The organism is Streptomyces brasiliensis, from assembly GCF_014647875.1.
Taxonomy (GTDB): Bacteria; Actinomycetota; Actinomycetes; order Streptomycetales; family Streptomycetaceae; genus Streptomyces; species Streptomyces brasiliensis.
Genome location: NZ_BMQA01000028.1, coordinates 1 through 22,815 on the forward strand (window position 1 = coordinate 1; position 22,815 = coordinate 22,815).

The following is a 22,815-nucleotide window of genomic DNA, read 5'->3' on the forward strand; positions in this document are numbered from 1 at the left end:
GGAACGGACGCTTCCTTCGTACTCACCCTCTCGGGCTTTCCTCCGGGCGCTTCCCTTCGGCGTTTCCGACTCTATCAGATCTTTTCTCGATCCGATTTCCTCGGCGCTTTCCAGGTTCCCGCTCTCGCGTTTCCCTTTCCGACGGTTCCGACTTTATCAGATCCTTTCGGCGCCTGATTCCCAGTCAGAAGGGGGTGTCTTCCCGGCCGTTGGGCCGTTCCGACGTCTCAAACCTTAGCCGATTCTCTCGACGATTCCCAATCGGGCCGCCGGGCTCCGCATCGAATTGAATTCGGGCATACCGAAATCGCCCCGAGCGGGAGGTCGTGCTGTTGGTGTGAGGTGCCGCTTGCGCGGCGGGAGGTGCTGTCGCAGAACCGTTACGGCCTCGCGGCAACCCGGAGAACTTTACACATCGGGGTGGGCGGCGTCAATCAAGGTCGGTCAGGCGGCCGCCGGCGTCCGGCTGCGCGTGTTCGACCCTGCGCAGCAGGCGGGTCAGGGCCTCGCCGAGGACCGTGCGCTCCTCGGGAGAGAGGTCCTGGAGGAGGTCCTCCTCGAAGACCGTGGCGAGGCGCATGGCCTCCAGCCACTTCTCGCGGCCCTCCGGCGTCAGCTCCACGATCACCCGGACGCGGTTGGACTCGTCCCGCTCCCGGGTGACCAGACCTTCCGCCACCATCCGGTCGATGCGGTGGGTCATTGCGGCCGGCGTGAGTCCGAGGCGCTTGGCGAGGTCGCTGGGGCCCATCCGGTAGGGGGCGCCGGAGAGGACGAGGGCCTTGAGTACCTCCCACTCGGCGTTGCTGATGCCGAGGGCGGCGGTCTGGCGGCCGTAGGCGACGTTCATCCGCCGGTTCAGCCGGGAGAGCGCCGAGACGATCTTCTCGACCTGGGGGTCGAGATCCTGGAACTCGCGCTGGTAGGCGGCGATCTGCTCTTCGAGTGTCGGCTCACTGCTGATCGCGCCGCGGGTGTCGGCCATGACCCGAGTATCCCATGGGACTGCTTGGCGTTGAAGTCCTTTGATGTGTACTCTTTAGCATTGAAATTTATCTTCGAAGTCTTCGGTTCTAAGTACTGGCAGACTCAACTACCTGAGAGAGGTGAACGTGACCAGGGCGATGGGCGCAGCGATGCGCCGGATCCACGTGGGCAACGCACTCAGCGCGTTCGGGCTCGGCTTCACCGTCCCGTACCTGTACGTCTATGTGGCGCAGGTGCGGGGGCTCGGTGCCATGACGGCGGGGCTCGTGCTCGCCGTCTTCGCCGTGGCCGCGCTGATCGTGCTGCCGTTCGCCGGCCGGGCGATCGTGCGGCGTGGCCCTCTGCCGGTCCTGCTCGCCGCCCTGGTCTCCGCCGCGCTGGGCGCCCTGAGCCTCGGGCTTGCGGCGCAGGCGGCGACGGTGCTGGCGGCCGCGGCGCTGCTCGGGGCCGGGCAGGCGGTCATGCAGCCGGCGCTGGCGACGATGATCGTGGACTGCTCGACGGCCGAGACGCGGTCGCGTGCGTTCGCGACGCAGTTCTTCCTGCAGAACCTGGGGCTCGGCGTGGGTGGTCTCATCGGGGGGCACCTCGTCGACGCCACGCGGGTCTCCTCCTTCACGCTCCTGTTCGCGATCGAGGCGGCGATGTTTCTGCTGCTGGTCGTGGTGATGTCGACGGTGCGGGTGCCCCGGGTGCCGCGGATCGCGGGTGCGCCGGGTGTGTCGGGCTCTTCTGCGAGGGGGAGCTGGCGGCAGCTGCTGGAGAACCGGGCGATGGTGCAGTTGTCCGTGCTGGGGTTCGTGCTGTTCTTCGCCTGCTACGGGCAGTTCGAGTCGGGGCTCAGTGCCTACGGCGTCGAGGCCGCGGGGATCTCCACGTCCGCGCTGGGTACGGCTCTCGCCGCGAACACGCTGATGATCGTGGTCGCGCAGTTCGCCGTGCTGAAGTTCGTCGAGCGGCGGCGGCGGTCGCGGGTGATCGCGGCCGTGGGGCTGGTGTGGGCCGTGGCGTGGCTTGCGGCGGGGTACGCGGGGCTCGGGCATGGGAGCCAGGAGATGGCCACGGCCGCGTTCGTGTCGACCTACGCGCTGTTCGGGCTCGGTGAGGCGATGTTGTCACCGACGGTTGCGCCGCTGGTTGCTGATCTGGCGCCGGAGGGGATGGCCGGGCAGTACAACTCGGCGTTCGCCCTGGTGAAACAGCTTGCATTGGCGGTTGGGCCGGCGGTGGGCGGGCCGTTGGCGGCGTCGCTGCACGGGCCGTACGTCGTGACGTTCTTGCTGTTCTCGTTGGGGGTCAGTGTGTTGGCGGTTCGGCTGGGGCGGCGGCTGACCGATGTGCAGGATCGGCCTTGGCTGGCGGGGAGTCGGGTCGTCACGCGGGGCGGGGCTTCGGTGGAGGCGGTCTCCACGGAGGCGTGAGGCTCGGAACGCCCGGTGCGCGGTGTTGGTGCTGGGCGGGGTGGGCGCAGCCGGCCGGCCAGGTAGCTACGTCGTCGGCTTCAGTACGAACTCGCACCACACCGCCTTGCCGCCGCCCGGGGTTCTTCTGCTGCCCCAGTTGGTGGCGATCGTGGCGACGATGGCGATGCCTCGGCCTGATTCGTCTCCCGGTTCCGCTCGGCGGCGGCGTGGCAGGTGGTCGTCTCCGTCCGTGACCTCGATGATCAGGCGGCGGTCGGTGCGGCGGAGGCGCAGGCGCATGGGCGGGATGCCGTGCTGGAGGGAGTTGGCGACCAGTTCGCTGGCGGCGAGGACGCCCAGGTCGTGGAGGTCCGCGGGGAAGCGCCAGCTGGTGAGGACGCCGGAGGCGAACGCACGGGCGCGTGGGGCCGCTTCCACTCCGCCGAGGAGGTCCAGGGCGGCGTTGCGGAACAGCTCGCCGTCGGGACCCTTGCGCGCCGGGTGCTGGAGGACCAGCACGGCCACGTCGTCGTCGTGGTCCGCCGTCACGCCGGCCGAGCGGACCAGGCGGTCGCACACCACCTGCGGGGTCCCCGTGGCGCCCGCCAGGGCGCGCTCGAGGGACGCGATGCCCTCGTCCAGGTCCTCGTTTCGACGCTCCACCAGGCCGTCCGTGTAGAGGACCGCCGTGGAGCCGGGGCCCAGCGCGATCGAGCCGGAGGCGTGCATCCAGCCGCCGGTGCCGAGCGGGGGGCCGGTCGGTTCGTCGGCGCGCAGCACCGTGCCGCTCTCGTCGCGGACCAGGATCGGGAGGTGGCCTGCCGAGGCGTAGACCAGCCGGCCCTCGTTCGGGTCGTGGATGGCATACGCGCACGTGGCGATCTGGTTGGCGTCGATCTCCATGGCGAGGCCGTCGAGGAGCTGGAGCACCTCGTGCGGGGGGAGGTCGAGGCGGGCGTACGCGCGGACCGCCGTACGGAGTTGGCCCATGACGGCCGCCGCGCGCACGCCGCGGCCCATCACGTCGCCGATGACCAGGGCTGTGCGGCCACCGCCCAGGGTGATCACGTCGTACCAGTCGCCGCCGACCGCGGCCTCGGTGCCGCCGGGCTGGTAGGTGGCGGCGATGCGCAGGTCGTCGGGCTGTTCCAGTTCCTGGGGGAGGAGGCTGCGCTGGAGGGTCACCGCCGTCTCGCGCTGGCGGCGCTCGCTGGCACGCAGGCGTTCGGCGGCCTCGGCGTGGTCGGTGACGTCGGTGGCGAACACGAGTACTGCGCCGTCACTGTCCTCCGCGACCGGGGTGCACGTGAACGTGTAGGAGCGGCCGTCGAGGGCCTTGCGGGACTTGAGGGTGCGGGGCTTTCCGCTGCGCAGGACCTGGTCGAGGAGGGGCAGCAGGCCCAGTTCGGCCAGTTCGGGCAGGGCCTCGCGGGCCGGTTCGCCCGGAGGCCGTACGCCGAAGGCCGCGGCGTACGCGTCGTTGACGTACGCGATGCGGTGGTCGGGGCCGTGCACCAGGGCGACGAGGGCCGGAACGCGGTCGAGGACCTCGCGGACGGGGAGTTCGTCCACGGCGGGCACGGGCGGCGATCCGTCGGTCGGTCGTTCGGCGCGGGCCGCGGGTACGGAGCCTTCCCCCCGCCGGTCCGGGGAGACCGCGTGCTCGGTCCGCGCTGCCGCGCGGCGCTGCGTTCCGGGGAGCCGGGCGCTCCAGCGCGTGAAGTTCACAGTGGGGAAAGCCTCTGGGTGCTGAGGGCGGGCGGGTGCTCGTCCAGGGTCGTGGGGCAGTCTGGCAGTGTGGCGGACCGCGGCGACATTCGTCAGACGCCTGGGGGGCCGCTGGAGTTCCTGGGTCGGGTCAGGACGACCCCTTCGAGTCGTCCGAGGGGTTGTGATGAGGCTTTCCCCCGGCCGCGAGTTCGAACTCCGCTCGCGGATGTTCGAGTGACCCCAAAGAGACGATCTCCCGTTTGAAGAGACCGGAAAGCGTCCACTCGGCCAGGACGCGGGCCTTGCGGTTGAAGGTGGGCACCCTGCTGAGGTGGTAGACGCGGTGCATGAACCAGGCAGGGTAGCCCTTCAGCCTGCGCCCGTAGACCTGTGCGACACCTTTGTGCAGTCCGAGGGAGGCGACAGAGCCCACGTACGAGTGTGCGTACGTCTCCAGGGGCTCGCCGCGCAGGGAGTGGACGATGTTGTCGCCGAGGACCTGCGCCTGGCGGACGGCGTGCTGGGCGTTGGGGGCGGTCAGGCTGCCGAGTTCGGCGGCGGTGACGTCGGGGACGGCGGCGGCGTCGCCCGCGGCCCACGCGTGCTCGGCGCCGTCGACCGTCAGCTGGGCGGTGCAGGCGAGCCGTCCGCGCTCTGTGAGGGGCAGATCGGTGGAGGCGAGCAGCGGGTGGGGTTTGACGCCTGCGGTCCACACGAGCGTGCGGGTCGGAAGGCGCTGGCCGTCGCTGAGGACGGCGACGCGGCCGGCGCAGGATTCGAGGCGGGTGCCGAGCAGCACCTGGATGTTGCGCCGGCGCAGCTCGGTGACGGTGTAGCGGCCCATTTCCGCGCCGACTTCGGGAAGGATCCGGTCGGAGGCCTCGACGAGGACCCATCTCATGTCCTCCGGCTGGACGTTGTGGTAGTAGCGCGTGGCGTAGCGGGCCATGTCCTCGAGTTCGCCGAGTGCCTCGACTCCGGCGTAACCGCCGCCCACGAAGACGAAGGTGAGAGCCGCGTCGCGGATCGCCGGGTCGCGGGTGGAGGAGGCGATGTCCATCTGCTCGATGACGTGGTTGCGCAGACCGATGGCTTCCTCGACGGTCTTGAACCCGATGCCGTACTCGGCGAGTCCGGGGATGGGCAGGGTGCGCGAGATCGAGCCGGGGGCGAGCACGAGCTCGTCGTACGAGATGTGGTCCCAGCCGCTGCCCTCCTCCTCGGTGGCGAGCGTGGTGAGGGTGGCGCTGCGCTTCGTGTGATCGATGGACGTCACTTCGCCCACGACGATGTGGCACCGGTCCAGAACGCGGCGCAGCGGTACGACGACGTGACGAGGAGAAATCGAACCGGCGGCCGCTTCCGGAAGGAACGGCTGGTACGTCATGTACGGATCGGGGGTGACGACAGTGATGTCGACGGCCCCTCGTTTGAGCTCGTGTTTCAGCTTCTGTTGCAGACGCAGGGCCGTGTACATCCCGACGTAGCCGCCGCCGACAACGAGAATGCGCGCACGTTCCTTCACCATCCCATGACGCACCCGGCGCTGTTGTTTGTCCACAGCCTTGGCAATTTGTGTGACCGGCGGTTCTGGGGCCGCGGTGCCGGCGGGGGTGGCGAAGTCGGGAGGAAGCGGGCAGGTCAGCGGGGGCGGACGGGAGGGCGCGAGGGTGCGCAATCGGGACGAATGTGCTCCGTACTCCGATCGGGGGCGCTCTGTGCGGAACCTGCCCCTTCTGAATTGACCCCCGCTCAACTATGTTCGTGTGTCGACGGGGTGTGGGGGATGTGGTTTCGAACGGGCCCGCGACGGGCGGTCCCGGTCGGAGATCGGCGCCCGTTCCGCGCACTCCGGTATCAGTGGCGGGGAGTCTCCGGGGGGAGACGTCATTTACCGGGGGAACGCTTATGCATATTCAGGACACTCGTTGGTCGTCGTCCGCCTCCGCGATCGCGCCCGGTGGCGGTGCGGTGAGAGCGGGCGCGGGCGCGGGCAATGGGCGTGCGGACGGGTCGCGTTCGACGCCGCTGCGGGTGGACGCGCAGCGCAATCTCGAGCATGTGCTGCGTGCGGCGCGGGAGGTCTTCGGCGAGCTGGGTTACGGCGCGCCGATGGAGGACGTGGCGCGGCGCGCGCGGGTCGGGGTCGGCACGGTGTACCGGCGCTTCCCGAGCAAGGACGTCCTGGTCCGGCGGATAGCCGAGGAGGAGACCTCCCGGCTCACCGACCAGGCGCGGGCGGCGCTCGGGCAGGAGGACGAGCCGTGGTCGGCTCTGTCGCGCTTCCTGCGGACGTCGGTGGCCTCGGGCGCGGGGCGGTTGCTGCCGCCGCAGGTGCTGCGGGTGGGCGTGGCCGACGAGGGTGAGACAGGAGCGCCGCGGACCGCGGACGAGGCGCGGGTGCCGCAGCAGCGGACGCAGCCGGGGGCGCCTGGCGGTGGTGAGCTGCGGCTGGTGCCGGAGGATCGGGCGGCGGGGGGCTTCGCGGGGGCGGACGATGCGGGGGCCGCTGCGCTGCTCGACGTGGTGGGGCAGCTGGTGGAGCGGGCGCGGGCTGCGGGGGCGCTTCGGCCGGATGTTTCCGTGTCGGACGTGTTGTTGGTGATCGCTACGGCGGCGCCGTCCCTGCCGGATGCTGCGCAGCAGGCGGCGGCGTCGGCTCGGTTGCTGGACATCTTGTTGGAGGGGTTGCGGTCTCGGCCGGTGTAGCGGGGGTGCTTGGCCGACTCGGGCCGGGTTCGGTCGGCGCACGGTGCTGGTGCTGGGGGGGTGGATTCGCTTGCCCGCTCCGGCGGGGTGCCTCCCCCACTCTCCGGTTCGCTCGAGCGGGGGACCCCCATCGCCCCCCGTGCCGCCTGGGGATCCCCCAGGCCCTCAAGGCACTGAGGGAGACACGACTGCCCGCAGCTGCGGCAGGATCGCCCGTCGGCTACGCAGGCGGGGGTGCCGCCGGCCGTGGATACGTGTCGCCTTGTACCCGTTTGAGTGAATATCGGTATCGGGCTGTCGTAAGTCCGCTCGGATGAGTGGATGGGGGCCGACGGGGAGACTGAACAAAAGCCAATGTGGCACTCTGGGCCCGTAACGGGTTGGGCTGGGTGGGCTTCGGGGGCTTTCCGGGATGAGCGTTGACGGGCGGGACGAGTCCCTCGGGGACGGTGACGCGGATTCCGCGCCGACCTCGCGTCAGGTCCCGGGCCCCCAGGTGCCGAGTCAGGGTGGCCGGGGCGACGTTTCGCAGGCCGGTACCGCTCAGTCCGGTGAGGCGGTGGACCGTTCTGTTCCCGCGCAGCGTGAGGGCAGTGTGCCGCCTTCGCCCCGGGATCTGCCGCCGGCCGACGGTGAGCTGATCGAGCGGATGCGCGGCGGTGACGACAGCGCGTACGAGGAGCTGTACCGCAGGCACGCGGATGCCGTGCGCCGGTACGCCCGCACCTGCTGCCGGGACGCGCACACCGCCGACGACCTGACCGCCGAGGTCTTCGCCCGCACGCTCCAGGCTGTGCGCGGCGGCTCCGGACCCGAGCACGCCGTACGCGCCTATCTGCTCACCTCCGTGCGACGCGTCGCCGCGCACTGGACCAAGTCGGCCAAGCGTGAGCAACTGGTCGGCGACTTCGCCCTGTTCGCCGCCCAGGCCGGCCGGAGCTCCGAGGTGTCCGACGACGCTCTCGACCAGGGTGCCGACGTTCGTGCCATGCACAAGGCCGAGCAGTCCATGGCGATGCAGGCGTTCCGCTCGCTGCCCGAGCGCTGGCAGGCGGTGCTGTGGCACACCGAGGTGGAGGACGAGTCGCCCAGCAAGGTGGCCGCCCTCTTCGGGCTGGACGCCAACGGCACGCGCGTGCTGGCCGGCCGCGCCCGCGAGGGACTCAAGCAGGCCTATCTCCAGGCGCATGTCAGCGCCTCCCTCGCGAGTGACGACGAGTGTGCCCGCTATGCCGACCAGCTCGGCAGCTACGCCCGCCGCAAGCTGCGCATCCGCGCCGAACGGGGACTGCGCAAGCACTTGGAGGAGTGCGCCAAGTGCCGGCTGGCGGCGGCGCAGATCGAAGAGGTCGCGAGCGGTATCCCCGCGGTCGTGCCGGTCGCGGTCATCGGCTGGTTCGGTGCCGCCGGGTACGCCAAGGCGGCCGGGATCATCGCCGGTGGCGCCGGAGTGGGCGCCGCGGGTGCGGCGGCCGCGGCGAGCGGGGGCTCGTCCGGCGGCGCCGCGGGCGGCGGTGCGGCCTCGGAGGGAGTGGGCGCGCCGGTGAAGGCGGGTATCGCGGCCGGTGTGGTCGCGGTAGCCGTCGCCGTGGTGGCGCTCGCCCTGGTGGGCGACAGCGAGCCGTCCAAGGACGTGGCCAAGCCGCCTCCGTCGCCGTCGGTCGTCCAGCCGGAGCCGCCGGCCCCCGCGCCGCCGAAGAAGCTGCCCGCACCCCCGGCACCGGTCGCGGTGGCCAAGCCGGCCCCGACGCCGAAGCCGACGGCGACCCCTTCGCCGACTCCCAAGCCGAGCCCGAAGCCCACGCCGAAGCCGTCCCTCAAGCCGACCCCGAAGCCCACCCCCACACCGACCCCGACGCCCACTCCCCCGCCCGCGCCGGTCGTCTACCAGTGGAGCGAGCTGTCGTACAACATCACCGGCGATCACACCGAGCCCGAGATGCGGCTGGGCGAGAGCAGCTGGGCGTGGCAGCGCAGTGGCATGTCCATCGCGGACCAGCAGTACGCCCACGGTGTGACCGTCTACCGCCAGTCCTCGGTGACGATCGACCTCAACAAGCAGTGCACGGCGTACGACGCGCTGGTCGGCATCGACGATCTGACCCCGACCCCGGGCCTCGGCAAGGTCCACTTCTCCGTCTACGCCGACGATGCCCAGCTGTGGAAGTCCGGGATGATCAGGGCCGGCGACCCGGCCGTCCCGGTCCATGTGGACCTGACGGGCCACACGACCGTACGGCTGGTGGTCGAGCCGCACAGCAGCGCCTTCGACTCGACGGCGTTCGCGGACTGGGCCGAGTCCAGGTTCAGCTGTCGGTAAGCGCTGTTGAGCCGCTGGTTGTCGGTGTGCTGCGCAGCTCCGTGAGGATGTCGTCCGCGGTCGAGGCGGCGCCCCTGGTGCGCTCGGCCTGGGAGCGGGCCTGGGAGAGGGCGACGACCGTAACCGCATCGCGTTTCAAGGGCACCGTCCCTCACCCGCCTGAGGCCAGCGCGCTTCTCCTGGGAGCGATTCCCTCCGGTACCGCACGCGCGCGTGCCGGGGTTCCCGTCCAGCACGTTCCCCTGCGGGCCAGCAGGCGGCGGAGCCACAACTCCAGGGAGACCAGGTCCGCCAGGCCGTCCAGCGGGAGGGGTTCGCCCGCCGCCGCTCCTCGTAGCGCCTTGCGGACCACTCGCGCTTCGACCAGGCCCGCCTCGGCCAGGAGCGGGGTGGCGAAGAGAGTGACGACCGAGTCGGCGGAGACGCGCAGGCCCGTGCGGGCCGCGGCTGTCGAGGAGGCGTGGGACGGGGCGCCCCAGCCGGGTGGGAGGTCGGTGACGCCGGCACCCTCCAGGACCGTGCGCAGGATCGCGGCGCGGGCGCCGGGCTGGACGCGGAGGGCCTCCGGAAGGACGCGGCAGGCGCGGACGACCTGGTTGTCGAGGAACGGGGCATGGAGGCGTTGGGAGCGGACCTCGGCGGCCTGTTCCAGCACCCTGAGATCAGCGGCGTGACGGGCCAGTGCCGCACGCGCGCGATAGTCGCCCGGGCGCTGGCCGGGGCCCACGCCGGAGCGGTTCGCCCCACCCTGGAGCAGAACCGATACTTCGGCGAGTGCCTCTCCCGTGAGCCAGCGGGCCGCGGGCCCCGGTCTGGCCCAGGTGAGCGCGGCGAGGGACGCGCCCACGGCTCCCCCGGGTTCGTCGAAGCGGCGGTGCAGGAGGCGGTCGGCGAGTGCTTCGACGCCGGTCCGGTACGGCGTGCGCGCCAGCTTCCGCGCCGCGCCGTACACACGCGCGGGGACGAGCACCGAGCCGTCCGCCTTGGTCAGCGCGGCCACCGGGCGTACCAGGTGGCGCCGTTTGCGGTCCATCAGCAGGTCGGCGAGGCGGGCGGGGTGCGCGTCCAGGACCTGCCGGGCGCCGTAGCCGGTGAAGTGGTCCGCGCTGCCCGCGGCGAGGCGGGCGCGGTGGCGGGCCGCGGAGATCAGCGACGGTCCCGGCTCGTCCGTGAGCGGGCCGTCCAGTTCGGCGTACGGCAGGATCTCCTCGCCGCCGGTGACCACCACGTGGTGCAGGCGCGGGTTGGCCGCGAGGGTACCGGCGCGTTCGAGTTCCGCCTCCCGGCCGCCGACGGCGAGGTCGTTGAAGGTGACGGCCAGCAGCCGCTCGCCCGCGCCCGTGCCGTGGCCCAGGACCGTGCCCGGCATCCCCGGGAGGCCCGCGGCGAGCAGGGCCAGGGTGCCGGAGGCGGGGCCGCCGGAGAGGTCGGCGCCGATCCCGGGGACCGGCATCCCGCGCGCGGCCCGGCGTTCGGCGGGTCCCATGCCGGGGACCGGCCCGGGGTCCATGTCGGCGCCGGGGACGTGCCGGGGGGCGGACAGACGCGCGCGTACCGCCTCGACGAGCGCGTCGCGCACGGCGTCCACGGCGCGGTCCGGGTCGGCCGAGGGCGCCGCGACCGCGAGGGAGGCGACCGGCTCGTACCCGGCGATCTCGCGCGCTCCGGCGCGCAGGATCAACGCGTGCCCCGGCGGAATGCGCCGCACGCCGTCGTACGGGGTCGAGTCGTGCAGTGCGGCCGGTACGTCGGGGGCGGCGAGCAGGGCCGCCAGGTGGCCGAAGTCGAGGTTGGCCTCGATGAGGTCGGCGAGCGGCAGCGCGGCCGTGGCGTAGGCCGTACCGCCCGCCCAGGGGGTGTAGAACACCGGGCGCGCGCCCGCGAGATCGCCGCAGACGGTGATGCGACGGCCGACCTGGACGACGGCCGTGTAGCTGCCCGGCCAGGCGGTCAGATGCCGCAGTGCGCCTCCGCGCGCGGTGAACAGGCCGAGCCGCAGGTCCTCGTCCGACGCCCCGCAGGTGCCCAGGACGGCGATGCGGTTCTGCGCGTCGGCCCTCACCACGCGCACCTCGTCCGGCCGCCAGTCGCCCACCGCCCACAGCGGATCCGGGTCGCCCCACAGGAGTTGGGAGCCGACCGGGTGCACGGTCTCGCCGTCGTTTCCGGTGGCGCCGGCCGATCCGTTCGCGACGGCACCGGCGGCGGTGCTGCTCCATCCCACCAACCACCGCATCGACGCCTCCACAGGCTGTGGACAACCAGTGCACGGTACGAACCGGTTCACCATGCTGCCATGAAGAACGCGCGGTGGAGGGGCGGTGGCACGGCCTTCGCGCCGCGGAAACCGACCACGCGCGTGTGCCCGTCAAGGAACGAACCCCCGTACGACACAGGGGAACTGCGACGCGAATGCGCCCCCGATTCGCTCCCCCAGAACGCCCTTCGCGCCCTCAACTCCCATGGTGAGAGGGGTAATCGCGTGATCAAGGCGGGGTCGATTTTCGGCCAAATCGGCGGCACGGAGACAGGCTTGGGCACGCTCCGTACAGGCTCTGCGCAGCGCACGGGCGGCACAGGAAACGCGCACAGTCCGGGAGGCGGGCATCGCCTCCCGGACCGGTCCGCCACCCGCGGGGATGTAGGTGGCGGTGTCCCCCAGCCCACTGGATCCAGTACAGCGGGCCGACCCACGCACCAGTCATGGAACCGCCCCCGTCGTGGCCGGAGAAGAGCGCACGGACGGGCGCACGGCCACACGGCGGGGGCACGCCACGGCGGTGCGTGCACAGTGCGTCAGGGCCCGCACTTCCACACGGACCACAATCCCGCCATCCGGAAGAATGCCCCTTAACGCTTGGGATGCGGCGAACTACGCTGGGTTTACGAATGCCGCCTGGTCACGCCAGCGCGGCAGCCGTCTGTGTCGAGGGGTGGCGCATGTCCAGGGAGCAACGCGGGCCGAACGAAAAACTCGGCGCCGTTCTCGCCCTCGCGGGAATCAGCAACGCAGGACTCGCGCGACGCGTCAACGACCTTGGCGCTCAACGCGGGTTGACTCTTCGCTACGACAAGACGTCGGTGGCGCGCTGGGTGTCGAAGGGCATGGTGCCGCAGGGCGCCGCGCCGCACCTCATCGCCGCCGCGATCGGCCAGAAGCTCGGCCGCCCCGTGCCGCTCCACGAGATCGGCCTGGCGGACGCGGATCCCGCCCCCGAAGTGGGCCTCGCCTTCCCGAGGGACGTGGGGCAGGCGGTGCGGTCGGCGACGGAGCTGTACCGTCTCGACCTCGCCGGCCGCCGGGCCGGCTCCGGCGGCATCTGGCAGTCGCTCGCCGGATCGTTCGCGGTGAGCGCCTATGCGACGCCCGCCTCACGCTGGCTGATAACCCCCGCCGACAGCTCGGTGGCGCGTGAGGCGAACCCCGCGGAGGGTTCCGGCGCACCGATCAAAGTCGGCCACAGCGATGTGCAGAAGCTGCGCGAGGCCGCCGAGGACGCCAGACGCTGGGACTCCAAGTACGGGGGCGGCGACTGGCGTTCGTCCATGGTGCCGGAGTGTTTACGGGTGGAGGCGGCACCGCTGCTGCTCGGCTCGTACTCCGACGAGGTCGGCCGCGCCCTGTTCGGGGCCTCCGCCGAACTCACCAGGCTCGCGGGCTGGATGGCCTTCGACACGGGCCAGCAGGAGGCGGCGCAGCGGTACTACATCCAGGCGCTGCGGCTCGCGCGCGCGGCGGCGGACGTCCCCCTCGGGGGGTACGTCCTGGCCTCCATGTCGCTGCAGGCGACGTACCGGGGCTTCGGCGACGAGGGCGTCGACCTCGCGCAGGCCGCGCTCGAGCGCAACCGGGGGCTGGCGACCGCCCGCACCATGAGCTTCTTCCGGCTGGTCGAGGCACGCGCGCACGCACGCGCGGGTGACGCGCAGGCCGCCGGCGGGGCGCTGCGCGCGGCCGAGGGCTGGCTGGAGCGGTCCCGGGAGGGCGACAACGATCCGTCCTGGCTCGGCTTCTACTCGTACGACAGGTTCGCGGCGGACGCGGCGGAGTGCTACCGCGATCTGAAGGCACCGCGGCAGGTACGGCGGTTCACGGAGCAGGCGCTGTCGAGGCCGACGGAGGAGTACGTGCGGTCGCACGGGCTGCGGCTCGTCGTCTCGGCGGTGGCGGAGTTGGAGTCCGGGAACCTTGATGCCGCGTGCGAGCAGGGGGTGCGGGCCGTGGAGGTGGCTGGGCGGATCTCTTCGGCGCGGACGACCGAGTACGTGAAGGATCTTTTGCATCGGCTGGAGCCGTACGGGGATGAGCCGCGGGTTGCCGAGCTGCGGGAGCGGGCCCGGCCGCTGCTTGTGGCCCCCGCCTAGTCGAGGTGCCTGCGCATCTGCCTGGCTTGTGTCGTCTTGCGCGTGCGGGTCGCATTCGGCTGATCGCGCCCACGCGGCGGAGCCGCATATTGATACAGCCCCGCGCCCCTTTCGGAACGCTGTGCCGTAGCGGGGTTTCAACGTGCTGTCAGTGGCGCAGTGCATCATCGGGAGTGGGAGGTGGTGCCGGTGGTCGGGCGTGCGCACGACTGTGACGTGCTCGTTGTCGGGGGCGGGATCGTCGGGTTGTCGACCGCGTATGCGATCACGCGGGCCGCTCCGGGTACGCGCGTGGCCGTGCTCGAGAAGGAGGCCGGGCCCGCCCGGCATCAGACGGGACGCAACAGCGGGGTCATCCACAGCGGGATCTACTACCGGCCGGGCTCGCTCAAGGCGCGGTACGCGGTGCGGGGCGCCGCCGAGATGGTGAAGTTCTGCGCGGAGTACGGCATCGCGCACGCCGTCACCGGCAAGCTGATCGTCGCCACCGACCGCGAGGAGCTGCCGCGCCTGCACGCGCTCGTGCAGCGCGGCCGGGAGAACGGGATTCCGGTGCGGGAGCTGGGGCCCGCGCAGATCACCGAGTACGAGCCGGAGGTGCGCGGACTCGCGGCCATACACGTCGGCACCACCGGGGTCTGCGACTTCGGCGCGGTCGCCCGGCGGCTGGCCGAGGCGTCCGGTGCGGAGATCCGGTACGGCGCGCAGGTCGTCCAGGTCGACCGCCGGCCCGAGCTGGGGGTCGCCGTGAGAACCGGGGACGGGTCGGTCGTACGGGGCAGGGTGCTGGTCAACTGCGCCGGGCTGTACTGCGACGAGATCGCCCGGCTGACGGGGGACGAGCCCGGGGTGCGGATCGTGCCGTTCCGGGGTGAGTACTACGAGCTGGCGCGGCCGGGGCTGGTGCGGGGACTGGTGTATCCGGTGCCGGACCCGGCATTCCCGTTCCTCGGCGTGCATCTCACGCGCGGGATCGACGGCGGTGTGCACATCGGGCCCAACGCGGTGCCGGCGCTGGCCCGCGAGGGGTACGGCTGGGGTGTCGTACGGCCGCGGGAGGTGGCCGCCACGCTGACCTGGCCAGGCGCATGGGCGCTGGCCCACCGGCACTGGCGGTACGGGCTCGGGGAGCTGCGGCGGTCCGTGTCCAGGGCGGCCTTCACGGACGCGGTGCGCAGGCTCCTGCCCGCGGTGGAGGAGGCGGACCTGGTTCCGGCGGCCCCGGGGGTGCGGGCGCAGGCCGTACTTCGGGACGGCACGCTGGTGGACGACTTCCTGATCCGCGAGTCGGCCCGGGCGGTGCACGTGCTGAACGCTCCGTCCCCCGCGGCCACGGCGTCGCTGCCGATCGGCAGGGAGGTGGCGCGCAGGGCGCTGGCCGTGCTCGGTGCACTGTGAGGCGGGCTACATGCGGGGAGCCCGGCAGGCGCCGTCGCACACGTAAAATCGACTCACTGTGTCTGACTTCGTGAACGCCCCCGAAACCCCCGGCACCCGCCTCCCGGCCCCCGGCGAGCCGCGCCCCGGGCACGTCCCCGGTGTGTCCGTGCGGCACACCCGGGCCAAGGGCGAGCCCCGGTTCCCGGACGGCCCCAAGGCCGATCCAGCCGGGTCGCACTTCGAGCGGCGGATCCGCAGTTTCCAGCCCCGCCGCAGCCGGGTGACCGCGGGCCAGGCGGACGCGCTGCAGCGGCTGTGGCCCAAGTGGGGGCTGGACATCGACGGGCAGCGGGTCATCGACCTCGGTGACCTGTTCGGGAACGACCGGCCCGTCGTCCTGGAGATCGGCTTCGGCATGGGCGAGGCCACCGCGCGGATGGCCGCCGAGGACCCGGAGACCAACGTTCTCGCCGTCGACGTGCACACCCCGGGCCAGGGCAATCTGCTCAACCTGGCGGACCAGGGCGGGCTGTCCAACGTCCGGGTCGGCAACGGCGACGCGATCATCCTGCTCCGCGAGATGCTGCGCCCCGACGCGCTCGACGGGCTGCGCGTCTACTTCCCCGACCCCTGGCCGAAGAAGCGGCACCACAAGCGACGGCTGATCCAGCCCGAGTTCCTGAGCCTGGCCGCGACCCGGCTCAGGCCGGGCGCGATCATGCACTGCGCGACGGACTGGGAGCCGTACGCGCAGCAGATGCTCGAGGTGCTGACCGCGCATCCGGACTTCGAGAACACACAGCGCGACGGCGGTTTCGCGCCACGTCCCGCGTTCCGGCCGCTGACCCGTTTCGAAGGGCAGGGACTGGAGAAGGGTCATGTGGTGAACGATCTGCTCTTCCGCCGCGTACAGCACCCGGACCTACCCCCTCACTAGGGTCGATGCCGTGGCCGCCTTCCCCCCGTATCCCGTCTCCGACGCACCGTTCCGGCACGTGCACTGGTGGCAGCGCAGGTGGGTGCGGTACGGCGCGCTGATCACCCTGCTCACGCTGTCCGGGCTGGTCATCCTGGCGCTGGTGCGGCAACAGACCGGCACGGAAGGGTTCCTGGTCGGCCTGGGGCTCGCCGTCCTGCCGGTGCCGCTGCTGATGGCCGCCTTCCGGTGGCTGGACCGCGTCGAACCCGGGCCCTGGCGCAACCTGCTGTTCGCGTTCGCCTGGGGCGCCTGCGCGGCGGCACTGATCGCCATCGTCGCCAACAGTTTCGCGACGAAGTGGATCGCCACGGCCACCGCCGACCCGTCCAGCGCCGACACGCTCGGCGCGACCGTCATAGCCCCGGTCGTCGAGGAGTCCGCGAAAGCCGCGGCCGTCCTGCTCGTCTTCCTGTTCCGCAGACGCGACTTCACCGGGATCGTCGACGGGGTGGTGATAGCCGGAGTCACCGCCACCGGCTTCGCGTTCACCGAGAACATCCTCTACCTGGGCACGGCCTTCGGGACGGATCAGCTCACCGGCGACCGCGGCATCGCCTCCGTCACCGCCGCCACCTTCTTCGTACGGGTGATCATGTCCCCGTTCGCGCACCCCCTGTTCACCGTCCTCACCGGCATCGGCTTCGGCATCGCCGCGCTGTCCGGCGAACGGCACCATGTGCGGCGTGTGCTGGTGCCGGTGTGCGGGCTTCTGCTCGCGATGAGCATGCACGCCTTCTGGAACGGCTCCTCGACCTTCGGCGAGTACGGCTTCTTCGCCGTGTACGGGGCGTTCATGGTGCCCGCGTTCGGGCTGCTGACCTGGCTGGTGATCTGGACGCGGCAGCGCGAGCTGCGGACCGTGCGCGAGGAGCTGCCGGCGTATGTCGTCGCCGGGTGGCTGGGGCCGGCCGAGCCGTTCGCCCTGGGCTCGATGGGGGCACGGCGGCACGCCCGCGAGTACGCCGGCCACCACCTCGGCAGGGCCGCCGCGCGGACGGTCGCGGAGTACGAGGCCTATGCGACGTCGCTCGCGTTCCTGCGGCACCGGGCGCGGCGGGGGCGGGCGGACGCGGACTTCGCCGTACAGGAGCGGGAGGTGCTGGGGCAGTTGTGGAGACGACGGGGAGTCGCGGGGCCGGCGTTGGAGCATGCGGCACGGGCTGCCGCGCCGGTGGCTCCGCCGGTTTGGCCGGGTTATGGGGGGCCGGGGTACTACGGGTATCCGGGGATGCCGTACCCGTCGTACAACCCGTATCGGTCGTAGAGGCAGACGGGTTGACCGATTGGCGGGTTGCGGCGGGTGCGGTACCGCCGGATCGCCTCAGCCTGGCTCAGCGCCGCCGGGGCGGAGAAAATGTGACGACGTCTGATGGCTGTCAGGCCGACGCACTCGTCAGCCGGTCCAACTCCGTCTCCGTCAGCGTCAGGTCCGCGACAGCCAGCAGCGCCGGGAGCTGTTCCACCGTGCGGGCCGAGGCGATCGGGGCCACCACCGTCGGGCGGGACGCCAGCCAGGCCAGGGCGACCGTGGGGACCGCGGTGTCATGGGCCTTGGCGATCTCGTCCAGGGCCGTGAGGACCTGGCGGCCGCGCTCGGTGCCGAGGTGCTTGGCGGCGCCGCCCGCGCGCGGGCCGTCGACCGTCGTACCGGGGCGGTACTTGCCCGTGAGGAAGCCGGCGGCCAGTGCGAAGTAGGGGACGGCGGCGAGGCCGGTGCGGGCGGCGAGTTCCTGCAGCGGGCCCTCGTAGGTGTCGCGCGAGACCAGGTTGTAGTGGGGCTGGAGCGCGACGTACCGGGCCAGGCCCTCGCGGTCGGAGAAGTCGAGGGACTCCTGCAGGCGCTCCGCCGTGATGTTGGAGGCGGCGATGTGCCGTACCTTGCCCGCGCGCACCAGCTCGTCGAGCGCGCCGATGATCTCCTCGACCGGCACCTCGGGCTTGTCGAAGTGCGGGTAGTAGAGGTCGATGTAGTCGGTGCCGAGGCGGCGCAGCGAGGCGTCGGCGGCGGCCTTGATGTTGGCGGCGGACAGGCCCGGGAAGTCGGGATGCTGGCTGACCTTGGTGGCGATGACCACGTCGGAGCGGTTGCCGCGGTCCTTGACCCACTTGCCGATGATCGTCTCGGACTCGCCGCCCTTGTTGCCGGCCGCGAACGCCGAGTAGGAGTCGGCGGTGTCGACGAAGTTGCCGCCCGCGGCCGTGTAGGCGTCGAGGACGGCGAAGGACGTCGGCTCGTCGGCGGTCCAGCCGAAGACGTTGCCCCCGAGGACGAGGGGGAAGACCTCGAGGCCGGAAGAGCCGAGCTTGTGGAGAGAAGTCATGTCCCACTTCACCACGCCAACCGGAGAGCCCGATTCCGGCCGCGCCCACAAAGATCCGGTGAACACCTGACCGGCAGCCCTGACGTCGGGGGGTTGTCGTCAGGACCGCCGGTGATCAGGGGGGTGTGTCAGGGGGTGAGGCCCTTGTCGCGCAGCCACGCCATCGGGTCGATGCCGGTGTCCTGGCCGCCCGGGTGGACCTCGAGGTGGAGGTGCGGGCCGGTAACGTTGCCGGTGGCGCCCACGCGGCCGATGACGTCGCCGGTGTTGACCTTCTGCCCGGCGCTGACGTTGATCGAGGACTGGTGGCAGAACCACAGCTCGGTGCCGTCGTCGAGGGTGAGGATCGTCCGGTAGCCGTAGGAGCCGGCCCAGCCCGCCTCGGTGATCGTGCCCGTGTGGATGGCCTTGATCAGCGTGCCCGTGGGGGCGGCGAAGTCGAGGCCGGTGTGGTAGCCGGAGGACCACATGGAGCCGGCCTGGCCGAAGGTGCTGGTGATCGTGTACGAGGAGGTCGGCAGCGAGTACTGCTTGGCGAGCGCGGCGAGGCGCTCCTCCTCGGCCTTCTTCTTCGCGGCGGCCGCCGCCTCCTTCGCGGCGGCCTCCGCCTCGGCCTTGGCGGCGGCGGCCTTGGCCGCGGCCACCTGCTCCGCCTTGGCGGCCTCGTCCGCGACCTGCTTGTCGGCGGCGGCCACGACGGCGGCGGCGGCCTTCGTCTCGGCCTGGCCCTGCTGCTGCTCGGCCTGGGCCATGATCCGGTTGCGCAGCGCCTCACCGGCGTCGGTGGTGCCCTTGGCGGTGTCGGCCTCGGTGATGCCGACGCTGCTGAGCGCGGTCGTGGAGCCCTTGGGCGCGTCGGAGGAGGGGGCGTCGCTCAGCAGGGAGCTGACGGAGGGCAGGCCCGGCACGGAGACGGAGGGCAGGTCCGGCATGGAGATGGACACCGGAGCCTTGCCCGAGTTGGCGCTGGCCATGCCGCCCGCGCCGACGGCGGCTATGACGCCGACGCCCAGGACCGTGGAGCTGCGGGCGAGTCCGCCGCCGCGCTGCTTGGCGACGCGGTGCCGACCGCGTAGCGGGCGGATGGACTCCTCGGTGGGGTTCCACTCCTCCCAGGGCCCCTCGTCGGCGCGGTAGCCGTCGTAGCCGAAGGTCTCGGGGCTGCGCTGGCTCGGTACGAACGGGGCTGCTGGGGCAGGCCGGTTGGACGCCACGCGGGCGTACTCCTTTCCTTCCTTCGCCTACCGGGTTAGCTGACGGGTTCGGAGCAGGAAGGTCTCCTACGCGCGTATACCGGCCGTGAGTTCACGGCGGCATCCACGCGATTCACCCCAAGGTGGTGGTTCCCCGGTTCCCTTGCGGGATTCGGCGCGTGCGCACGGAGCCGCCTCTTGTGACGGCTGGGACGACCGCGCTGCGTTATCGAACGTTAATAGACTCAGGGGTCGGATTCCAAGTCGTTCCACTTGATCGTTAACGCTTTTCGGCCCGGACTTACAGGCCATGACCGGCGAAAATCGGGCGAGTTGCCCCCCACTCGCTCTCCATCCGTCCCCCATCCGGGAATTCCGTGACACCTGACGGTGTATCAGTTGTTATGCGGAGGGCGTCCGCCCGATCACCACCCGTGACAACGACCGAGGAACGACCGCACGGGCAGTGCCCGCCCGAGCGGCCACGTCCACGAGGTCCGCTGCTCCGCGCGCTCCTCGTGGACGGTACCCGGCCCCGGGTCGGGCACGGGATCGCCGGGCTGCCGTCCGCCCGCCCTGGCGTACGGCTCCTTGCCCACCTCACCAGGGCACACCGCTCGTCTCCCGTATGCCGACGTACGTCCGTCCAGGGTTCCCGGGGTGGTCACGGGCGGCGAGCGCTGTGGGCCGATCGGATGACGGCGTGTGACGGGGAACACGAGAAACACTCAGGGCCGGAATCCGAGTACTGGATTCCGGCCCTGAGCCTTCAGTAGCGGGGACAGGATTTGAACCTGCGACCTCTGGGTTATGAGCCCAGCGAGCTACCGAGCTGCTCCACCCCGCGTCGTTGAAACCAGTGTACGCCATCCGCGGGGACCCCGAGCGCACGGGTTGATCCCGGCGCCCCTGGAGTCAGCCCAGCAGGTGCCGGTTCGGCTCCTTGGCCCTGGCCTCGTACTCCGGCAGTACGACGACGTCGGTGCCCCCGGCCGCGAGCAGCCCGCTGCCGTCGGCGTCCGCGACGAACGTGTCCGGCTCCCGCCAGGCCGTGACCACCCGCCGTACCCCCGCGCGCAGGATCAGCCGCGCGCAGGGCAGGGGCCGCGAGGCGCGGCGGGCGCACGGTTCGAGACTGCTGTAGACCGTGGCGCCGGGCAGCCGGGGGTCCGCGGGGTCGATCTTCGCCAGGGCCGCCTCCTCGGCGTGGACCACGGGGTCGTCGCCCTCGCGTGAGTACCCGCGCGCCAGCTCGGTCCCGTCGGCGGCCACCACGACCGCGCCCACGCTGAACGCCGTCCGCGAAGGCGGGCACAGGGCGGCCAGGTCGCAGGCGGTACTCATCCAGCGGCGGTCGGCGGCGGTGACCGAGGGTCCGGCTCCGGGTGCGGTGGGCTCGTACCGCATGAGGACGACGTCCTCGATCCGCCGCGACTCGACGAGCCGCAGCCGGCCGCGCTGGTAGTCCCCCGGACCGAACAGCCGGGGCGCCTCCGGGTCTCCCACGAAGAGCGGGGCGAGGACCAGCTGGAGTTCGTCGGCGAGGCCCTGCTGGAGGAGCTGCGTGTGGACGGTCCCGCCGCCCTCGACCATCAGCCGCCCTACGCCGCGCACGTCGTGCAGGTCGGTGAGCAGGGCGGCCCAGTCGAGGTCGGGCCCCAGCGGAACGACATCCGCGGCGAGACCGAGCCCCCGGGCCCGCTCCGCGCCCTTGTCCGTCGTGTAGAGGACCTTGTCGCCGCCCGTGTGCCAGAACTTCGCGCCCGGGTCCAGGTCACCGGATCCGCTGACGGTGACCTTGAGCGGGTACTCCGGCCGCCCGGCGGCGACCCGGGCCGCGCGCCGCTCGGGCGCGTTGACCAGGAGCCGGGGGTTGTCGGCACGGATGGTGCCGGCGCCGATCAGGATCGCGTCGACGGAGGCCCGTACCTCGTCCACCCGGTCGAAGTCCGCCGGGCTGGAGAGCAGGAGCCGCTCCGGGCCGGTGTCGTCGAGGTACCCGTCGAGGGAGACGGCGGCGGAGAGCAGGACGTACGGATAGGGCATCGACGCGCTCCGGTGTGGGGCTTGGCTGGGTCGGTATGGCTTCGGGCGGGCTTGGTTCAAGTTTGAAACAAACTTACACTGTCCTCATGACGACCCGCTGGCTCACCCCCGAGGAGCAACGCGCGTGGCGCGCGTACATCGCCGGCAGCTCGCTCCTGGAGGACGCGATCGACCGGCAGCTCCAGCAGGACGCCGGCATGCCGCACCTGTACTACTCCATCCTGGCCAACCTCTCCGAGGCGCCGGACCGCAGGCTGCGCATGACCGAGCTCGCCGAGAAGTCGAAGATCACCCGCAGCCGCCTGACGTACGCCGTGACCCGGCTGGAGAAGGACGGGCTGATCGCGCGCGAGGGGTGCCCGTCGGACAAGCGGGGCAGCATCGCGGCCCTGACCGACGAGGGCATGTCCGTTCTGGAACGCGCGGCACCGGGTCATGTCGCGACCGTACGCGCCACACTCTTCGACCGCCTCACCCCCCGGCAGGTACGGCAGCTGGAGGAGATCTTCAGCGAGGTCGCGGGCGCGCTGGAGGACGAGGAGGCGCGCAGCACGGCGGACGAGGTGCCGTGGCGACGGAGGTCGGGCCGCCCCTGTTCGTGACGCGCGCCGGTGCACCCGGGCCGCCGTAAATCCGTTGCTTCAAATTTGAAGCGTGAGGTAGGCTCCAAGACCGAGCATCTGCTTCAAATCTGAAACTCTTGCCCGCCCGAAACGCTTGACCGCTGAAACGCTCGCGCAAAGGGGAGAACCCGCATGCCCGACACCCCCGCCGCCACGCCGCGCGCCCGCGTCCGGGTACCGCTGCGCTTCCAGGACGGTTACGCCGTCGACGCCGACCTCGTCACCTTCCACGGCCTGGCCGACGGCCAGGAACACCTCGCCGTCGTCCTCGGCGACCCGGCGCCCGGAGCCGTACCGCTGGTGCGTCTGCACTCCGAATGCCTGACCGGGGACGTCTTCGGCTCGGCCCGCTGCGACTGCGGCCCCCAGCTGCGCGAGGCGGTCGAGCGCATCGCGCAGCGTGGCGGCGTGCTGCTGTACCTCCGCCAGGAGGGCCGCGGCATCGGTCTGTACAACAAGCTCGACGCGTACGCCCTCCAGGACGAGGGCCTGGACACGTACGAGGCGAACGCCGCGCTCGGCCTGCCCGAGGACGCCCGCGACTACACGTCGGCCGCCCAGATGCTGCGCGCGCTGGGCATCGAACGGCTCGACCTGCTCTCCAACAACCCCGACAAGGCAGACCAGTTGCGCAACCTCGGCATCGAGGTCCGCGACCGCGTGCCGACGGGTGTCTTCACCACGGCCCACAACGTCCGCTACCTGCGCGCGAAGGTCCTCCAGACCCAGCACACGCTCCCGCTGGGACAGCTCACGGAACTCAACGCGGGCTGAGCGAA

General features: G+C 71.7%; 17 protein-coding genes, 1 tRNA gene and 1 riboswitch. Of the genes, 9 read left to right on the forward strand and 9 right to left on the reverse strand.

Annotated features, from left to right (window positions below):
• Nucleotides 1–430: 430 nt before the first annotated feature.
• A complete protein-coding gene (locus IEZ19_RS31130) occupies nt 431–985 on the reverse strand; it encodes a MarR family winged helix-turn-helix transcriptional regulator (RefSeq protein ID WP_189314659.1) in 555 nt (184 codons plus the stop codon).
• Between the two features lie 139 nt (nt 986–1,124).
• Between IEZ19_RS31130 and IEZ19_RS31135 the strand changes: the two genes are divergently transcribed.
• Entirely contained in the window at nt 1,125–2,408 is a 1,284-nt protein-coding gene (locus IEZ19_RS31135; RefSeq protein ID WP_189314743.1) for an MFS transporter, read from the forward strand.
• A 66-nt stretch (nt 2,409–2,474) separates the two neighbouring features.
• Here IEZ19_RS31135 and IEZ19_RS31140 read toward each other — a convergent pair whose 3' ends face one another.
• Nucleotides 2,475–4,118, reverse strand: a complete 1,644-nt coding sequence (locus IEZ19_RS31140) for an ATP-binding SpoIIE family protein phosphatase (protein ID WP_189314660.1) — start codon at nt 4,116–4,118, stop codon at nt 2,475–2,477.
• 130 nt (nt 4,119–4,248) lie between these two features.
• Nucleotides 4,249–5,628: an NAD(P)/FAD-dependent oxidoreductase gene (locus IEZ19_RS31145; RefSeq protein WP_189314661.1), complete on the reverse strand. Its 1,380-nt coding sequence runs from the start codon at nt 5,626–5,628 to the stop codon at nt 4,249–4,251.
• Between the two features lie 380 nt (nt 5,629–6,008).
• On the opposite strand from IEZ19_RS31145, the gene IEZ19_RS31150 reads away from it, so the two are divergent.
• Both IEZ19_RS31150 and IEZ19_RS31155 read left to right on the forward strand, forming a co-directional pair.
• The gene (locus IEZ19_RS31150; RefSeq protein ID WP_189314662.1) at nt 6,009–6,809 is read left to right on the forward strand and encodes a TetR/AcrR family transcriptional regulator; all 801 of its coding nucleotides are present in this window, start codon (nt 6,009–6,011) and stop codon (nt 6,807–6,809) included.
• Nucleotides 6,810–7,221: 412 nt separating this feature from the next.
• Nucleotides 7,222–9,129, forward strand: coding sequence for a sigma-70 family RNA polymerase sigma factor (locus IEZ19_RS31155; protein WP_189314663.1), 1,908 nt, complete (start codon nt 7,222–7,224; stop codon nt 9,127–9,129).
• Here IEZ19_RS31155 and IEZ19_RS31160 read toward each other — a convergent pair.
• Entirely contained in the window at nt 9,116–9,268 is a 153-nt protein-coding gene (locus tag IEZ19_RS31160) for a hypothetical protein (protein WP_189314664.1), read from the reverse strand. The genes IEZ19_RS31155 and IEZ19_RS31160 overlap by 14 nt on opposite strands.
• Before the next feature lie 12 nt (nt 9,269–9,280).
• Nucleotides 9,281–11,365 (reverse strand): asparagine synthase-related protein, encoded by a 2,085-nt coding sequence (locus tag IEZ19_RS31165; RefSeq protein ID WP_189314665.1) that lies wholly within the window; start codon nt 11,363–11,365, stop codon nt 9,281–9,283.
• Nucleotides 11,366–12,069: 704 nt separating this feature from the next.
• Between IEZ19_RS31165 and IEZ19_RS31170 the strand changes: the two genes are divergently transcribed.
• The 4 genes from IEZ19_RS31170 to IEZ19_RS31185 all read left to right on the forward strand — a co-directional run bounded on the left by IEZ19_RS31170 (nt 12,070) and on the right by IEZ19_RS31185 (nt 17,117).
• Nucleotides 12,070–13,494 carry an NsdA family TPR-like regulatory protein gene (locus IEZ19_RS31170; RefSeq protein ID WP_189314666.1) on the forward strand — a complete coding sequence of 475 codons (1,425 nt, stop codon included), beginning with the start codon at nt 12,070–12,072 and terminating at the stop codon, nt 13,492–13,494.
• A 159-nt stretch (nt 13,495–13,653) separates the two neighbouring features.
• A complete protein-coding gene (gene lhgD, locus IEZ19_RS31175; RefSeq protein WP_189314667.1) occupies nt 13,654–14,892 on the forward strand; it encodes an L-2-hydroxyglutarate dehydrogenase in 1,239 nt (412 codons plus the stop codon).
• A 58-nt stretch (nt 14,893–14,950) separates the two neighbouring features.
• Nucleotides 14,951–15,811 carry a tRNA (guanosine(46)-N7)-methyltransferase TrmB gene (gene trmB, locus IEZ19_RS31180; RefSeq protein ID WP_189314668.1) on the forward strand — a complete coding sequence of 287 codons (861 nt, stop codon included), beginning with the start codon at nt 14,951–14,953 and terminating at the stop codon, nt 15,809–15,811.
• A gap of 10 nt (nt 15,812–15,821) precedes the next feature.
• Nucleotides 15,822–17,117 (forward strand): PrsW family intramembrane metalloprotease, encoded by a 1,296-nt coding sequence (locus IEZ19_RS31185; protein ID WP_189314669.1) that lies wholly within the window; start codon nt 15,822–15,824, stop codon nt 17,115–17,117.
• A gap of 112 nt (nt 17,118–17,229) precedes the next feature.
• On the opposite strand, the gene IEZ19_RS31190 is transcribed toward IEZ19_RS31185, so the two are convergent.
• The 4 genes from IEZ19_RS31190 to IEZ19_RS31205 all read right to left on the reverse strand — a co-directional run bounded on the left by IEZ19_RS31190 (nt 17,230) and on the right by IEZ19_RS31205 (nt 21,413).
• Nucleotides 17,230–18,174, reverse strand: a complete 945-nt coding sequence (locus IEZ19_RS31190) for an aldo/keto reductase (RefSeq protein ID WP_189314670.1) — start codon at nt 18,172–18,174, stop codon at nt 17,230–17,232.
• Nucleotides 18,175–18,302: 128 nt separating this feature from the next.
• Entirely contained in the window at nt 18,303–19,388 is a 1,086-nt protein-coding gene (locus tag IEZ19_RS31195; protein ID WP_189314671.1) for a M23 family metallopeptidase, read from the reverse strand.
• Nucleotides 19,389–19,397: 9 nt separating this feature from the next.
• Nucleotides 19,398–19,555, reverse strand: a riboswitch (cyclic di-AMP (ydaO/yuaA leader).
• A 585-nt stretch (nt 19,556–20,140) separates the two neighbouring features.
• Nucleotides 20,141–20,214: transfer RNA gene (locus IEZ19_RS31200), tRNA-Met, on the reverse strand.
• A gap of 68 nt (nt 20,215–20,282) precedes the next feature.
• Entirely contained in the window at nt 20,283–21,413 is a 1,131-nt protein-coding gene (locus IEZ19_RS31205) for a dihydrofolate reductase family protein (RefSeq protein WP_189314672.1), read from the reverse strand.
• Nucleotides 21,414–21,499: 86 nt separating this feature from the next.
• Here IEZ19_RS31205 and IEZ19_RS31210 point away from each other — a divergent pair, with 86 nt between their 5' ends.
• Both IEZ19_RS31210 and IEZ19_RS31215 read left to right on the forward strand, forming a co-directional pair.
• Nucleotides 21,500–22,015, forward strand: coding sequence for a MarR family winged helix-turn-helix transcriptional regulator (locus tag IEZ19_RS31210; protein ID WP_189314673.1), 516 nt, complete (start codon nt 21,500–21,502; stop codon nt 22,013–22,015).
• Nucleotides 22,016–22,168: 153 nt separating this feature from the next.
• Nucleotides 22,169–22,810 (forward strand): GTP cyclohydrolase II, encoded by a 642-nt coding sequence (locus tag IEZ19_RS31215; RefSeq protein WP_189314674.1) that lies wholly within the window; start codon nt 22,169–22,171, stop codon nt 22,808–22,810.
• Nucleotides 22,811–22,815 lie beyond the last annotated feature (5 nt).